The following is a 14,890-nucleotide window of genomic DNA, read 5'->3' as shown; positions in this document are numbered from 1 at the left end:
CGCCGCCCGATCCGTGGTGTCCGGGCGATTTTCCAGGTGGACTCGACATGAGGCAAGCGCATGCTTTTTGATCCCGGCTCGGGCCTTCCTGGTTTGGGGCTGAAGCGTCGGATTGGTCGGGGCACATCGATGTCTGTCAAAGTCCGAAGACCGCTTCGTAAGATCCGTTTCTAAACGCTGCCGATCCGCTCCTGGCCAAACGCCGCCGGACCGCTTTGGCCCAGCAATGAGCGAAGCAACAAAAGGGGCGGTTTGGCCGTTCTCATTAGTCGCACTGGCGGGCCGGGGCATTCGAAGACATGACTACGCCGCAAATTTTGTCATTTGCCGTAACCTTCGTGATGATGGCGGCGTTCGTGTGGGGTCGCTATCGATATGATCTGGTCGCGGCTGTGGCACTGTTGCTTGCTGTCGCGGTTGGCATTGTGCCTTTTGACGAAGCCTTCAGCGGGTTCAGCGACGATATCGTGGTTATTGTCGGCAGTGCTCTGCTGGTGAGCGCAGGGATAGCACGCTCGGGAATCATGGAGGCAGCGATCAAGCGCTTTGCTCCGAAATTATCGGGAGTTCGGTCGCAACTGGCGCTGCTGGTGATCGTGGTCACGATCCTCTCTGCCTTTGTAAAGAATATCGGGGCGCTCGCTATCATGATTCCGATCGCCTTCCAGTTCGCGCGCCGGTCTAACATTTCACCCTCGATATTCCTGATGCCCATGGCATTCGGGTCACTGCTCGGCGGACTAATGACGCAGGTGGGAACATCACCCAACATCGTAGTGTCCCGAGTGCGAGAGGAGCTGATCGGAACCGCCTTCACAATGTTCGACTTCACACCTGTTGGAGCTGCCATAGCCGCTGCCGGAACGATCTTCCTGCTGTTTTTCTATTGGTTGTTGCCGGTGCGCGAAAAGCATGGCGGGTCACTGAATGAAGCCCTCGACATCAAGAATTACCTTACAGAGGCTCGAATTGTCGCCGACTCCACGGTGCTCGGGAAAACCGTCGCAGACCTCATGAAGCTCGCCGGGGGCGATGCAATCGTGACGTCGATCCTGCGCAATCGCACGATGCGGATGACGCCACTGCCCGACGTGGTCCTCAAGGTGGATGACATCCTGTTGCTCGAGGGCGACCCAGAAGCGCTGGATCGCCTTGTCTCCCAGGGCAGGCTCAGCGTGACCGGGGATAGGGGCGGTGGTGACGACACCACCAACGAAATGGTCGCTATCGAAGCCGTAATCGGTGAAAGCTCCTCTTTGATCGGCTGGACCGCCCAGCGCCTTGCCCTTTACGATCGCTTCAATGTCAACCTCCTGGCCGTCAGCCGTCGTGGGGAGCGCCTCGACCGCAGGCTGGCCGCAGTCGAGCTGAGGCTCGGGGACGTTGTCGTCTTGCGGGGCAGTGCAGCGAGGATGCCCGAGATACTTCGTGAACTCGGCTGCTTACCGCTGGCAGAAAGGGCTATCCTTCTTGGCAGCGTCCGCAAGGGTATCGTGCCGGTAGTGGTCCTTGCTCTCGCCATGGTGGCGACGGCGTTTGGGCTGCTGCCAGTGTCCGTCGCTTTTTTCGCGGCCGCGGTCGCGATTGTGCTTTTCAAGGTCATTCCGCTCCGCGATGTTTACCAATCGCTCGATGGGCCTATCCTCGTCATGCTCGCCGTTCTCATTCCAGTGAGCGATTCACTACGCAGTACAGGAGCTACGGGAGTAGTTGCCGGCGAGCTTGCCAGACTGGGGACCCTCCTTCCGGCGTCCGGCGCACTGACGCTCATCCTTGTCGCCGCCATGGCCGTTACGCCATTCCTCAACAATGCCGCCACCGTCCTTGTCATGGCGCCTATCGCCGCCGAATTTGCTAGTGATCTGGGCTACAGGCCCGAACCGTTCTTGATGGCTGTCGCCATTGGCGCCGGCTGTGATTTTCTCACCCCGATCGGACACCAGTGCAACACGCTTGTCATGGGGCCGGGTGGCTACCGCTTCAGCGACTATCCGCGTCTGGGACTGCCCCTGTCTTTCCTCGTAGTCATTGTTGCTGTGCCGATGCTTATGATCGTCTGGCCAATGAACTGACATCCGATATTCGGATGTCTTCTTGGAAATCCCACACGACACCACATTCGTGAATGAGGTCGCCGCGCAAGCCTGACGCGGGCTGGCCAACCTGCGGTCAGTGTCGCCAGCAGTTCCCCTCTCGTCCCGCCCGCGGCAACAGAAACTGTGTTCCGGCCGCTCTATCGGGGCAAAGGGAAAGCCAGCAAACAAACCTTAGGCCATGGACTATAGACCGCAGCGAGATTGTCAGGGGCTTGGCGGAGTATTGACGTCGTTTCTCACCTAGGAAAAGCCGGTTCACCTTCGTGATGACGACAGGCCGATAACTCTTTCTTCGAGAATACGAGGCCCTTTCGGGCTGCGATCAGCATCACAAGTCGTGTGTTGCTCAGCGGCAGGGCCCTGGTGAACTGCAAGTCGTCGCGACGACCATTCGACCTTGGTGCTACCTGAGATACCAGCGTTGCACATCGCGCAGGAAGGACGAGGGCGGCTGTTAGCCGCCCAGTCATTTCATCTCACACGTTGCGACGACCTCTGGCGCTTTCCAGGTCATCACCTGTGTAGACTTCATCCGTTGGATCGAAGCCGGTCCAACCGCCTGCTTCGTATTCGGTTCGCCGATGGGCTATGTCGACGGAATTATATTGCTTCAGTATCTGTTCCGCGTCGGGGACAAGGTCGTCTTCGACCCTGGCTATAACCATTGTTCCCCCGCGCCGAACGCCTTCGGCATAAACATGTGCGTCGCTTTCCGGCACACCGGACTCTGTCATCGCGCCGATGATGCCGCCAGCTGCGCCACCGACCACGGCACCGCCGACAGCGCCGACCGCAGTCGCCGCCAGCCAGCCCGCGGCAACCACGGGGCCGAGACCAGGTATGGCCATCAGGCCAAGGCCGGTGAGCAGGCCGCCGGCCCCGCCGACTACGGCGCCGACACCAGCCCCTGCTGCCGCATCCTCGCCAGCCTCCGACGCTTCGCCCGTAAGCCGGCCGCCCGAATTACCCGCCACGATGCTAATATCGTCGTGCGGAACGCCCGTGGCTTCAAGCTCGCCCACAGCGTCGCTTGCTTGATCATAATTGTCGAAGAGGCCTGTTACGGTTTTCATCTGATTTGTCCTTGGTTGGTGATCAATTCTTGCCGGCAACGACGTTGCCTTGAAAGTCGAGGGCGATGGGTGCTGCTTTGCCGTCCTTGCTCGCCGTTCCACGCCAGATGCCCTTGTCATCCTTCGTCAGGGCGGAGACGTCCGAGTAGCCCGCCTTCTCGATGGCGTTCTTGGCCTGGTCCTCGGTGAAGCTGTTGGCGCCAGGCACCGGTGCCACAGAATTTGTGGCGTCCGCATCGGACGCGGCTGGCGCGGAACTGTCGGGGGCAGGAGCGGCAGCCGCGACCTTGCCAATCATCTCCTGATGCATCTTGAGTGTCGGCAACGTCTCGCTTGCAAACGACTTGAGAGCGGAATTGTCGCCTTCCTTGGCGTAGCTTTCAAACATGCTTACAGCATCGGCATGCGCCGTCTTCTGCATGTCGGCATAGGTTGCATCGACTGGCGCCGCAGCTGACTGCAACTTGTCGACGTCGTTCTTGTGGGCAGCGTCGAGGTCGGCGGGCACCTGCAATTTCTGTTCGCCGGCAATACTCTCGAGTTTGGCGTTCGCAGCACCGTGGTCGGAGATCATCTTCTGCGCGAAATCCTTAAGGGTCGGATCCTGGAGCTTGCTTTGAGCGACCTTGCTGGACTGCACTTCGAACATCCCGCCGATCGCGGCCTTCGTGACGAAGTCCTGGGCCGTCTCTGCTGACAAGGCAGGCAGTACAGCGGTCATTGCGGTCGCGATCGACAGCGATGCCATGCGTAGTTTGGTTCTCATGCTTAGGTTCCTTGTTGAGGAGGACGATGAACTCCAATCTCCCGGCGCCATCTTTGTTCCGGGCCTTGATAAATGTCGGATATTTTCGGGGCGCCATTCCCGCCGTCACGAGCTGGGCGGAGTGACACCGATCCCAGATTGTCCAGGAACCCCAGCCCGATCGAAGAGTTGCCATTGCTCGCAGAGGGGACCTGATGGCGGAAAAAATCCAACGGTGAGTTTGGTATGCTTGCCGGCAAAGAGCCTGAAGCAGACGGGACGGCCGACCAGAAGATCACCACACGGCGGAAAGACGTCGGTAGCGCCACAGATTGCGCTTACCCAAGCATCCCGGCGGCGTCAGCAGGTCGACATGCGTGACCTTCGCCAAGTAAAATGCCGGCCAAGGCTCGTTTCTGAGGGTTAGCTTATGAAAGCCCGCCGCCCCATTTGCGAAGCGGCGGGCTTCATCCGCCCCAACTTGTCAATGCAACTTTGATGCCAAACCTTTTTGGCTCTTGATAGGACAGTGGCCCCTCCGACAGCGATCAAACAGACATCCAAAATGCCAGCAGCAGGGCGCATAAGGACGAGACGAGGGCAGCGGTGGCAAAAAACACGCCCTGCCAATCTGGCGGTGGCTCGGATATCAACTTGTCGGGGGGCGGCTGATTGTCATTCATGAAAGCAATTTGCGACGCCAAGTGTAGTTCCCCCTGATCCTTCAGGTTGTCGGCGGAAATGCTCGTCGCCTACCGAAGGCCAAAAAAACTCAAAATCGCCAAGACGACGACCACCGCACCAACGAGCCAAATGAGATTGTTCATGATCTCTCTCCTGTTGCTTTCGAAAGTTCGCGCCTGGCAGCCCCGACTGTTCGGGACGCTTCTTCTTCGAGTTTTACAAGCTTCTCCCTGATCTCGTCCGGCTCGGCATGCTCCAATCCGACAACGTCGTTCCTGGTTTCGTTCAGTGAAACGATGATCTCGTCGAGTTTTGCGTGAATGGCGGCGGTATCGCGATAGCCTTGTAAAAGGACAACACCGGTGATCACGATGGCGGCAACCGACAGGGCATAGGTGACCGCATTTGTCAGTCCAAAAGGCACCAGGGCGGTGCACAAAACCATTGCCACGAGCATGACATAGAAGCCTGGCGGCCGAGATAGGAAGTCGGAGGCTGCGAAAAGGAACCGATTCATATGCTGGCCAAGGTCATCAAGGCGACCAGTGCGGTAATCGCCACACAAACAGGCACCGCCGCCAGCAGGCCTGCCTCTAAGATCCGACTCTCCTTGTCGCGCAACATCAGGTCACCTACTGCAGGTTAAAGATACAGGGGTTCGGCGTCGGAAGGGACGTTGCTGCGCCGATCCACCACAGGCCAGCCAAGAACGAGTGCCATCACGAGAAAGGGAACAGCCGCGAATAACCAGCGTGCTTGGTCCACACTTTATCCATCTGCATTCTTCCAAATTCGAGAGACAACAGCCGCGGAAGCCAAGCGTTCCAGCCGCTGCCGCTGACAGGACCAATGCGGTTTCCAGAACCAGACTTAGGTCCCAAGGGGACTAGACCTAAGTACCTAGGGCGGAACGTTTAGGGCGGCTCCATGTTCAACTTGCCGGGCGGCGCGGGACGATGATCGTGTTGCGCCCGTCCCTACAGGAGTGCAGATATGAACATGCTTCTAAAGAACACCGCAGCAGCGATGTTGCTATTGGCTGGGATCGGCTCAGCCGCCGCGGACGACATCATCATCCAGCCGGAACAGGACACCGTCATCCGCGAATATGTGAAGAAGCAGCCCCTGGCGTCGGTCAAGCTCCCCGGCGTGGAACTGAATGTCGGGACAGCCCTGCCGGAAACGGTTGAGATCCATGAGGTCCCCAACGTCAAATATCGCTACGTTGTGGTCGACAACCGCACGGTGCTGGTGGACCCGGGCACCCGAAAAATCATCAAGGTTTACGACTGAACGAACCATCCAACCCCGCCGCCATCGCCTGGCGGCGGGGTCGAAGCTTACAAATCTCCACAATCCGGTGACGAGCCTTGAAGTCGCGACATCGCAACCTTCCAAAGGTCCGGGCTTTATGGATGATGGTCGCGGCCAGGCAGAGTTTTCCGCTCAACAAGCAGTCCAGGAGCTCAAGGACTTTCAGGGCAAGATCTGTGCACGAGTAATACGCTTTATGGCGCTCCTGCCTCCGGGTGACCAGACCAGATTCTCGCATCATGCCGAGATGCTGGGAGAGTGCTGAGTTGCTAAGCCCCAGTCGCGGCGCCAGATCAGAAACGGATATTTCTCCGTCAGCAAGAATCATTAGAGCGAGAAGGCGCTTTTCATTAGCCATGGCAGCGAGCAGCTCGGCGGATGGCGCATAAATGCTGGGCTTTTCGGGATTCATGATGTTGCCCTCGCTCAGGCGTCGAGCGCGCCTTGCGCCGGCCTCCTTGACGGCAGCGGCGGGCGCCCCAATGAGGATGTGCCGGGATCGTCGCGTGCCCCGGCGCGCTAGAACTATTAGCGTGGTGTATGTTCCATCAGAAGGGCGTCGCTGTCTCACGGCCAGCCTCGGCGGCTAAGCGCCTTAGCTCCTGGATCGGCCTTTCTTCGAAGCCTGGGGACCCTTGGCTTCGGCAGCAAGGCGTTGTTCTCGAAGTCGCGCAGTTTTCAAATAACGCGCCTCTCTCTCGGCCGCGCTAGCAACTTTTGCCTCGCGGTCTGCGCGCTCCAATCGGTCTTTGTCGACGCTTCGCTGGGACACTTTTGCCTCCTACCAGAAGACCGTTGAATTTACTGTTCGCTAAATTGTTCCCGTCAATCGGCGACTGCCTTCCTGACGCATGCCGACCCAGCCGCCTCCGCAGCACCGATGGCCACGACGATCTCGTCGGCAGCCGGGCCGTCTGCGATCTGAAAATTGGCGGTGATGAAGTGTGAGCGGCGACCGTTCTCACTCTTGTGCATCATCGGAAGCGACAGCAGCGCGCCAGGCGCGCTGCGTGTGTTGCAGAATTCGAGATAGGTCGTGCCGCCCACGAGGTGAAGGAAATTGCTTCTCGCCTCGCGGATAATGGCGTCATTAACATGGGCTAATGCGAGAGACCCTCCGAGAGGGTATTGGAGAGCTTAGCGAAAGGGCTGAACGATGACGATAGTCGAACTGGCTTTCGATTTGCTTGCGAAGAAGCTCGCCGCCCGCACCGGCATTTCCAGCGAAGAAGCTAGTGACCTCGTCGCCACTATGGGAGCTGATTGGTCGTCACTCGTGCGAGCAGCAAGGGTAATGAAAAAATACTCCGGTGTTGCCTGACCCGCTCGGCCTGGAAGGACTTCCTCCTCGCATGAGGGCACAAACGACCAGCTTGATGGGACGAATCGTCAGGCCATAACGGAGGCCGCGTGGCATGCGCATTTCCCAGAACGCACTCGATCACCTGCCAAGAAAACATGGCGGTGCGGGTCGCCCCAAACTCCCGACACAACGCCCGACCGCTGCCGAATGTTTCGTGGCCCGGCCCGACGGAGGTTCTCACTTCAGTGGCCTAACGATGCTTCTTGCGACTGCGTCTTGACGCAAGATGCCGCTCTCTCAGTTCCTGTTTTCAATCGGAATGACGCTCCACGCCGCATGAGGAACTGCCGTCATCAGACCAGGTCGTTGGTTTGTCGTTGCCGCCCAAACAGGACGGTCACCCCCAAGACCGATACGAATATTACCTGGTCAAGGTAGTTGCTATGTGGGCCCGCGCCACGGCGGTCAGCGCGGGTCCGTACGCTGCGCTGACCGGCGCTCACTTATCGCCTGCGAGCCACGATCCTAGATCAGCGCTTGGCGTTGTCACTCTCCGAGTCGGCCCGCGCGAGGAACTGCTCGGCTGTCGCTGGAATATGGCTTTTCAACCAGTCCGCCATCGCAACTTCCTCACGCAGATTCTCTTCGCAGAGCTGGGCGACCTCTGCTTCCCCTAGCGATTTGGCGGCGGCGATCAGGATTGTGTAGGAGGCGATTTCCATGTGCTCGAACGTGTAGCTTGCAAGCGATCCCTTCATCACTTCGTCCCCGGCGAACATCCCACTGAGCGACTGCGCCATTGCCGTCAGCTTGCCGCCGGCATCCTTCAGTGTGGAAGATCCTTGTCCGATGCGGTCAAGACAGGTTTCCAGCCGAGCAGCCTGCTGTCTGGTCTCCTGGATGTGCTGGCGAATCCGCTCGCTGAGCTCAGGATAGTTCTCTATCCGGTTCAGTTGCCCATTCAACATGGTTTCGGCCTGCTCCTCCATGGCGTGAGCATCCCTGAGCCATTGGACAAGCCATTCGCGTGATTCTGACATTTCATACCTCCTTCATGGGTCGGCCAGAACTTTCAAAGGGAGATATTGTTCCTCATCGGTTGCTGCCGAGTCAGCCTGTATTGCAGGCTCCTCGAGGTAGGCGCTGCAAGCGGGCGCTTGGCACCAGGAGAGAGTGGCGGGCGACGGGCATGGTCGCGGTGTCGGCGTTGGCAAAACGCATTCCTGCAGAAATGACGAAGCTGCTGCCTGCCGCGGGTTCCGTGATGGATGATCTCAATGAAGCGTTTCGCGTCGGCTCGCATTCCAATACCCGCGCCGCAATGTGTCAGGCTGTGTCTTGCCCGAGCGCCTTGGCCGCTTGCCATTCGTCTTGCGAAATCAGCCCGTTGCCGGTGCGCCCCAGCAAGGCCTCCAGGTTCAACAACGGAGATCATATCGCGATGGAACGTCCCGGCGTTTCGCAGGTTGGTATTGGAGTTTCGCGCTAGGGAAAGAGCCATGACTTCTTCAGACAAGTCTTCAACTGACATATCACCCCGCCCCGAGAAATCGAGCGGCAGGACCCCGTCAAAGCCGGCGACACCTTCACCGGCCCCAGAGAAAATATCCGGAGCAGGCCCTGCGGTCGCCGAGCATTCGAAAGACGCCAAGGCGCCCAGAGGCGGGCGTCAACCTGGGGCCTATGTCAAGGATTAGATAGCCGAGCTGGGTTGCGTTTGTCTGGCCAATGCAGGAAGCGACGAGGAGGTTTTTATGCAGATGATGGGAGTTGTCGTCAGCCGAGACCAGGCTCCGGTCGTGGAATTTCGGGGCGAGGGAGGCGAGTGTATTACAGTTACCCTGCAGGCCGGGCATACTCTTCCCGACGATGAACTCATTGCAAAGGCCAGGGCCATGATGGTTCAGGTCGCTCAGTTCGGGACGGACCAGATCAACAATGCGGCGATGTCTGACGGGTCGTCGGCCGATGGGGTGATACAATCCGGAATGTCGGGATAGATAGCTTCGCTCGATGCAGGCCTGCTGCAAGGCCACGAGTCGGCAGCGGACGTGCAGTCATCAGCCAGAAGATGGCGAGAGCGGTACGCAGGCAAGGCACGCAGATCGCACCCTCCAAAGCAGCGACACCGGTGATCATCGAAAAGCCGAGCGTGAGCGTTGGGGCTATCAAAGCTATGGAACAAAGCTTGCGCGCACTGGTTGGGGCCAAATTCAACGCTGTGGGGAGGGGATATGTCGCGTATCTTCAATCTTGGTTTGCCGGTCCTGCTTGGCGCTGCAACGTTCACGCTCAATGTTGCTTCGGACCCGCTGCCGCCGGATCTGACGTATCGTCCATTGCCAAGCTTGCCTTTTTCTGCGGTCAAGGAAACTGACGAGGCGCAAAAGCCGGCTGTGACACAACGGCAACGCGGCCTGCTCGAGAGCCGTTACGATCTGGCCGACCGGCCGATGCCCGGCGTCATGATGTCGGGCGGGCGCAAGGCTGTACAAGAAGGCTCGCGAGTGAAACTGCCGGCAGGCGAAACCTGGAGCAGCCTGGCAGCGAAAACCCCTCAGGAAATTCGTGATCGTGGTCTGTTGCCGCAAGGCTTCCTACCGTTGCCGCACGTCAAGCAGGCCGCCGGAGGTCAGGTCTTTCCTGAAAGTGAGATTAGAGAGATCGGCGCTGATGAAGGACGCGATCTGCGCCGCTTCGACGTCGATTTCGATCTACCGGATCACCTTACCCCGGAGTTTCCACCTCCAATATTTCTGACCACGCACCCGGAGCTTGGAGATGTGTCGCGAGGGGATCTGCTGACGATACGCAACTTCTACGAATACATGAACGGCATCATCACGCCCGTGCAGATGGAAGGACTTCGTCTGCTGCTGACGCCATTTCCGCAGGAGGAATTCAACCAGACCGAGGACAGGAAGGTAGCGATGCAAAGCACGGGTGTCGCTTGCCTCGATTGCCATTCCAATTTCCACACCAACGGGGCGTTTCACCTCACCCCGGACGTGCGGCCGCAAGCCGAGCGCTTCCGGCTCGACACAACCAGCCTGCGCGGCTTGTTCAACCAGCAGATCCACGGATCCAAGCGCTCGCTGCGTTCCGTGGAAGACTTTACGGAGTTCGAACAGCGCACCGCCTATTTCAACGGCGATCACGTGAGCGCCACCCGCAAGGGCGTGAACCTGCCGGATCGGCCCAACCAGGTCGCGATGATGGCGCAGATGCAGAACATCATCGATTTTCCTCCGGCACCCAAGCTCGATCCCTTTGGACAACTTGACCCGGCTACCGCCAGTGCGCTGGAGATCAAGGGCGAGCAGGTGTTCATGGGAAAGGGCCGCTGCGGCGAATGTCATGTTCCAGCCCAGTCCTTCATGGACAACAATATGCACGACCTGAAGCTCGAGCGATTCTACAAAGTTGGTCAGACGTTCAACGACCAGGTTGCCATTCCAGATGGACCCATCAAGACCTTCACGTTGCGCGGGATCAAGGATTCTCCGCCCTATCTTCATGACGGCCGTCTGATGACGCTGGGCGATACCGTTGAGTTCTTCAACCTGGTGCTCGGAACGAAGCTCGACCAATCGGAAAAGGAAGCATTGGTGGCCTATTTGCTCACGCTCTAGACATCATCCGGGAAAAACCGTGGCCGACAATTAACTTGGTATTGAATGGAGGACAGTTCATGCGTGCCGCCATAATGACAGTAGTCCTGGCAGTGTCGCCCTGCTGTGCGCTGGCGCAAATCGGCAATCCAGCCGGTCTTGCCCCCGATACCAGTATGGAGAAGCCTGGAATTCCAGCACCGCACCAGACGAATTATCAGGATCGGCTTTTCGTACAGCTAATTACGGCAGGCGGCAGGGCCGAGATAGAGTTCGGGCGACTCGCGGCTGGAAAGACAAGCCACGAAGACCTCCGTGAATTTGCAAATCGGATGGTCGATGATCACAACAAGGCCAATGAGCAGCTGAAATCCGTGGCCGATAAAAGCAAGATTCCACTTCCCGAAGGGCTCGACCCAGATCACAAGAAAATCCGTTCCGATCTCGAAAAGCTCGACGGCGCCGCGTTTGAGCTGGCGTACCTGAGGGCGCAGATCGTCGATCACCAAAGGACGGCGCAGCTCCTGGCTTGGGAGATAGGCTCGGGCGAGGATGCAGCGCTTCAGCGCTTCGCCTCCGAAAAGCTGCCGACGGTGCTTGAACATCTTGACCTGGCCCGCACGTTGCACGCGAAGCTGGCAGGCCAAGCCCTGTTCGCGCCGGATACGCAAAAGGCCAAATGAAGCGGCGGTCATGTGGCACCTGAAAGTTCAGCTGCCTTCCGTGAATGTCAGCGCACGCGCGTCTGCTTGTCTGATTGAGAAAGTGACGCCATGGCGGAACTTCGGATCGCCGCCGCGCTTAATCCGGTGGAGGAGTTATCCGATGAACGCGACCAAAGAGTTTTTTGAAAGCTGGCTGCAGGAGAATGTCGGCACTCTTGCCGGCCAAGAGGAAGTGAGCTTCGCCGTGCTGGCCCAGCAATTCGAGCAGGATGCCGAAGCGGCCGGTTATGGTCGCGAGGTGCGTGAGGACGAGCTCGGAAACATTGAAGATGCGATCGAGCAAGCGCTCAAGAAAGCGCGAACTGGCGTGCATGGTGACGCCGCTGGCGAACCCAGCGATGTGGCAGCCCTCATGGATGCGCTGGAGGTCGAAGATGCCAAAAGCGGGCCGTAGGCCATACCAGATCAGCTCTTTTCGTTTGTCGAAGTTGCCGGGGTAGCCCCATGGAGCAGTTTCGCAAGGACATGGCCGCCTTGGCAGAGCCGGCTTTCTGGGTGACGATAGGTTTGCTTCTGGTCCCTTATGCGCTTGGAACGGTGCTGCTCGTTTGGACCTGCGGCTGCCTGTAAGGTGCTGCTGACACACCCCGGTGGTGGTTCAACGGCCCTAACGCCCTACAACACCCAGCTAATGCGCTCGCGGGGGGATCCTGCGCCGCAGCAAAGTCCGAACGATCTCGTCGCCAGGAAGTTCATCGTCGACACCAAGCTCCTTTGCTGCCGGTAATCGCACCGCCGCGGCTGACAGCGTTTGGGAGAGGTCCGCCGTGTGCAGGCGCCGACGCTATCTGCGCTCTCAAAGTTCCAGCTACGGCCCCCTGTCACGGTTCCCCGATCACGCGCCTGAAGCGCGTTTCCTTGCATCGAAAATAGCCCAGCAGCTTGCGCGTTGCCTTGGAACACTTGGGTCATATCGAAGTTCGGCCCGCATAGGAGAACCGAGATGGCCATCCCACAAGCGGACAACGACAACCACCTGCGCAAGAAGCCGGCTCATCGAGGCAAAATCTCGCCCAAGGGGGCGATACACCAGGTTAGAGCACGACCCAGGTACAAAATGGCTCTGCGGGCGACAAGAATTAAGGCGAGGCGCTGAGATGCCGCGGACCAATAATGACGCTCGCAACGAGAAGACCACATCAGCTGCAGCAATCATTGTCGACAAGGAACGTGCTGAGCGCGCCGCCAAGACGGCGCGGTTGAAGGAAGCGCGCCTCGCACAGGCCATCACGCCGTCTCCCATAGAACGCAAGCAGCGTGTCACCAAAAAGGTTCGCAGGATTTTTGTTGCTGGCTAGGAGGTGTCCGTGACGCGCAATCATGACAAGGAAAGATACGACCGCGCCAAACGCATCAGCCAAGAGACGCTGGACGCTGAACGCGCACAACGCGCCGAGAAGACGGCGCGGCTGAGACAAGCAAGGCTTGCACAGCGTCCGGTGGAGTCGTCGCCGGCGCAGCCGCAGACTCGCCGCAAACCCATCCAGGCTCTCAAAAAGAGAAGCCGTAAGGTGATCGAAGTCTTTTAGGCTCTCCACATCCGTGCGGAACACTGGGAGAGTCCAGCGGCGAGCGCGGCTGGGAGGGAGGGCTTCCGCGACCTGATCCAGCAAGGCTGCGAATACCTGGCGAGCAATCGCGGGGACTTTGGATCTCCGCCTCCTCGCCATTATCAGAGCTGGGAGCGAAACCTGCTCGCAAAGTAGTCGGTGACCTTTTCGCTTAGCGGACGCGCTTGCCATTCTTCCAGACTGACCTGCCTTGATCGCTTCAGGTCCTCGTTGAAAACGTCTATTTGCGTCCGCGCGAATTCCAAGCCGTAGACGTTCAGACTGGCCTCATCGTTGAGGCGCAAGGATCGCTCATCCAGATTAGCCGAGCCAAAGCTCACCCAGACATCGTCGACGATCAAAAGCTTGGGATGGTACATTGTGGGTTGAAACTCAAAGATGCGCACACCGGCCTTGAGCAATTCGCCCCAGAAAAAGCGCGAGCCCTTTCGCACCACAGGCACATCCGTGAGCCAATTGGGGACGATGACATCGACCGAGACGCCTCGCTTCCTTGCATCAAGAATCTGCTGCAGCGCGATGTCGTCCGGCACGAAGTAGGCCATGCCGATGCGCAGATGATCCTTGGCCGCGGCTATTGCCGCCAACATCATCAACTCCATGTTCTCCGAGCCGTTTGGCTGCGAAGAAAGTATCAACTGCGCATCGAGACCGCCAGCGGCCGCAACTGCAGGGTAGAACTTCCCGCCCTGCAATGTCTCGCCGGTCGTCTCAAGCCAGTTTTCGGCGAACGCCGCCTGGAATGCGGGCACGGCTGGTCCTTCGATCCGGTAATGGGTGTCGCGCCATTCATTTGAGTTGCGTGCGTTCCCGCGCCAATCATCGGCAATGCCGACCCCGCCAGTGAAAGCGATCCGGCCATCAACGATCAGCAGCTTGCGATGAGTTCGGTTGTTTACACGGTCCAACGTATACCAGCGTAGCGGCCGATAGCGCTCGAACCGCACACCTGCCGTCGTCATGATGCGGATCAGGTCCTCGTCGAAGGGAAGGCTGCCAACCCAGTCGACGTTCACGCGGACTTCCACGCCTTCGCGGGCCTTCGTCGCCAATGCGATCGCGAACTCGTAGCCGATGGCTCCTGACCAATAAATATACGTTTCCATGTTGACGCTGGATCGAGCCGCCCCGATTGCTTGCAGCATTGAGGGAAATATTTCGTCTCCGTTGACGAGAGTTTGGACCGCGTTGGAACCGAACATCTGCCCTTGCGAATAGCTGCTCATCGTCTTGGGAAATTGGGGATCCGTAGCGTCGAACCGGTGGGGGACGATAGATCGTAGAACGCGCGGCTGTGGAGTGAGGTTTATGATCAACACCGTGAGCAGGCTGCCGATGGCGGCAATGGCCAGATAGATGAGCACCTTTCGCCAAGGCGCAATGCGGGAGGTCTTCTTGCGGGCGCCTGACGCAACGGAACCGAAAGGCTGCACGTCAATCGCCCTGTTGCTGGCGATGGCGATGTTTTTCGATCTCCTCAGGCTCTTCATCGTCGATCCGGGTGATGTTTGAAGCCGCGTGATCTGACCGCAGGATCTCGTCCAGCTTGGCGTGGATCGCTTGAGTGTCGCGGTGCTCCGCGCGCTGGATGAACAGCGTCATCGCCCACGTGAACAATGTTGCGGCTCCATGCCAATCCAAGCTCTGTCGCTCGAAAATCATCCAAAGAATTGCGTAGGCCAACAAGACCAGGAACGCAGCGGGACGGGAAGTCAGTGTGCCGATTGTGGTAAGGGCGCTGGTGATCGGATGATTTGCCATTCCAGAG

At 58.7% G+C, this 14,890-nt stretch carries 17 protein-coding genes and 1 pseudogene; 10 read left to right on the top strand and 8 right to left on the bottom strand.

From position 1 onward, the window contains the following. Positions 1-299: 299 nt before the first annotated feature. On the top strand, positions 300-2,072 hold the full coding sequence (locus tag A4R29_RS31810; protein ID WP_027161861.1) for an SLC13 family permease: 1,773 nt from the start codon (positions 300-302) through the stop codon (positions 2,070-2,072). Positions 2,073-2,572: 500 nt separating this feature from the next. On the opposite strand, the gene A4R29_RS31805 is transcribed toward A4R29_RS31810, so the two are convergent. The 3 genes from A4R29_RS31805 to A4R29_RS31795 form a co-directional block, all read right to left on the bottom strand. Continuing rightward, the gene (locus A4R29_RS31805) at positions 2,573-3,169 is read right to left on the bottom strand and encodes a hypothetical protein (protein ID WP_013525101.1); all 597 of its coding nucleotides are present in this window, start codon (positions 3,167-3,169) and stop codon (positions 2,573-2,575) included. A 22-nt stretch (positions 3,170-3,191) separates the two neighbouring features. Then, a complete protein-coding gene (locus A4R29_RS31800) occupies positions 3,192-3,935 on the bottom strand; it encodes a DUF4142 domain-containing protein (protein ID WP_063174013.1) in 744 nt (247 codons plus the stop codon). 802 nt (positions 3,936-4,737) lie between these two features. Further along, a complete protein-coding gene (locus A4R29_RS31795; protein WP_063170791.1) occupies positions 4,738-5,115 on the bottom strand; it encodes a low affinity iron permease family protein in 378 nt (125 codons plus the stop codon). 476 nt (positions 5,116-5,591) lie between these two features. Between A4R29_RS31795 and A4R29_RS31790 the strand changes: the two genes are divergently transcribed. Next, entirely contained in the window at positions 5,592-5,891 is a 300-nt protein-coding gene (locus tag A4R29_RS31790; protein ID WP_013525105.1) for a DUF1236 domain-containing protein, read from the top strand. Here A4R29_RS31790 and A4R29_RS31785 read toward each other — a convergent pair. Continuing rightward, on the bottom strand, positions 5,875-6,324 hold the full coding sequence (locus A4R29_RS31785) for an ArsR/SmtB family transcription factor (protein ID WP_167355205.1): 450 nt from the start codon (positions 6,322-6,324) through the stop codon (positions 5,875-5,877). The genes A4R29_RS31790 and A4R29_RS31785 overlap by 17 nt on opposite strands. A 452-nt stretch (positions 6,325-6,776) precedes the next feature. Beyond that, positions 6,777-6,971: pseudogene (locus A4R29_RS31780) on the bottom strand (amino acid synthesis family protein); the annotation flags it as partial. A 97-nt stretch (positions 6,972-7,068) separates the two neighbouring features. On the opposite strand from A4R29_RS31780, the gene A4R29_RS34740 reads away from it, so the two are divergent. Beyond that, the gene (locus A4R29_RS34740; protein ID WP_164752019.1) at positions 7,069-7,233 is read left to right on the top strand and encodes a hypothetical protein; all 165 of its coding nucleotides are present in this window, start codon (positions 7,069-7,071) and stop codon (positions 7,231-7,233) included. Positions 7,234-7,745: 512 nt separating this feature from the next. On the opposite strand, the gene A4R29_RS31775 is transcribed toward A4R29_RS34740, so the two are convergent. After that, on the bottom strand, positions 7,746-8,255 hold the full coding sequence (locus A4R29_RS31775) for a ferritin-like domain-containing protein (protein WP_063174012.1): 510 nt from the start codon (positions 8,253-8,255) through the stop codon (positions 7,746-7,748). A 149-nt stretch (positions 8,256-8,404) separates the two neighbouring features. Here A4R29_RS31775 and A4R29_RS34380 point away from each other — a divergent pair, with 149 nt between their 5' ends. The 7 genes from A4R29_RS34380 (at position 8,405) to A4R29_RS31745 (ending at position 13,080) form a co-directional block, all read left to right on the top strand. Further along, complete coding sequence (locus A4R29_RS34380; protein ID WP_127371340.1) at positions 8,405-8,704, top strand: hypothetical protein; 300 nt, start codon at positions 8,405-8,407, stop codon at positions 8,702-8,704. 265 nt (positions 8,705-8,969) lie between these two features. After that, positions 8,970-9,215, top strand: coding sequence for a hypothetical protein (locus A4R29_RS31770; protein WP_013525108.1), 246 nt, complete (start codon positions 8,970-8,972; stop codon positions 9,213-9,215). A gap of 234 nt (positions 9,216-9,449) precedes the next feature. Next, positions 9,450-10,847, top strand: coding sequence for a hypothetical protein (locus A4R29_RS31765; RefSeq protein WP_063174011.1), 1,398 nt, complete (start codon positions 9,450-9,452; stop codon positions 10,845-10,847). A 59-nt stretch (positions 10,848-10,906) separates the two neighbouring features. Further along, positions 10,907-11,509 carry a DUF4142 domain-containing protein gene (locus tag A4R29_RS33770; protein ID WP_082827624.1) on the top strand — a complete coding sequence of 201 codons (603 nt, stop codon included), beginning with the start codon at positions 10,907-10,909 and terminating at the stop codon, positions 11,507-11,509. A gap of 142 nt (positions 11,510-11,651) precedes the next feature. Continuing rightward, positions 11,652-11,945 (top strand): DUF768 domain-containing protein, encoded by a 294-nt coding sequence (locus A4R29_RS31755; protein ID WP_013525111.1) that lies wholly within the window; start codon positions 11,652-11,654, stop codon positions 11,943-11,945. A 703-nt stretch (positions 11,946-12,648) separates the two neighbouring features. Continuing rightward, positions 12,649-12,849 carry a hypothetical protein gene (locus A4R29_RS31750; protein WP_013525113.1) on the top strand — a complete coding sequence of 67 codons (201 nt, stop codon included), beginning with the start codon at positions 12,649-12,651 and terminating at the stop codon, positions 12,847-12,849. A gap of 9 nt (positions 12,850-12,858) precedes the next feature. Next, positions 12,859-13,080 (top strand): hypothetical protein, encoded by a 222-nt coding sequence (locus A4R29_RS31745; protein WP_013525114.1) that lies wholly within the window; start codon positions 12,859-12,861, stop codon positions 13,078-13,080. A 143-nt stretch (positions 13,081-13,223) separates the two neighbouring features. Here A4R29_RS31745 and A4R29_RS31740 read toward each other — a convergent pair whose 3' ends face one another. Further along, a complete protein-coding gene (locus A4R29_RS31740; RefSeq protein WP_082827623.1) occupies positions 13,224-14,612 on the bottom strand; it encodes a phospholipase D-like domain-containing protein in 1,389 nt (462 codons plus the stop codon). Further along, the gene (locus A4R29_RS31735) at positions 14,557-14,883 is read right to left on the bottom strand and encodes a low affinity iron permease family protein (RefSeq protein ID WP_027161870.1); all 327 of its coding nucleotides are present in this window, start codon (positions 14,881-14,883) and stop codon (positions 14,557-14,559) included. The genes A4R29_RS31740 and A4R29_RS31735 overlap by 56 nt, the downstream gene beginning before the upstream one ends. Between the last annotated feature and the right edge of the window lie 7 nt (positions 14,884-14,890).

It is taken from the genome of Mesorhizobium ciceri biovar biserrulae, assembly GCF_001618845.1.
Lineage (GTDB): Bacteria > Pseudomonadota > Alphaproteobacteria > Rhizobiales > Rhizobiaceae > Mesorhizobium > Mesorhizobium ciceri.
The sequence above is the reverse complement of the archived record's forward strand: the minus strand, read 5'-3'. Positions and strand labels throughout refer to the sequence as shown.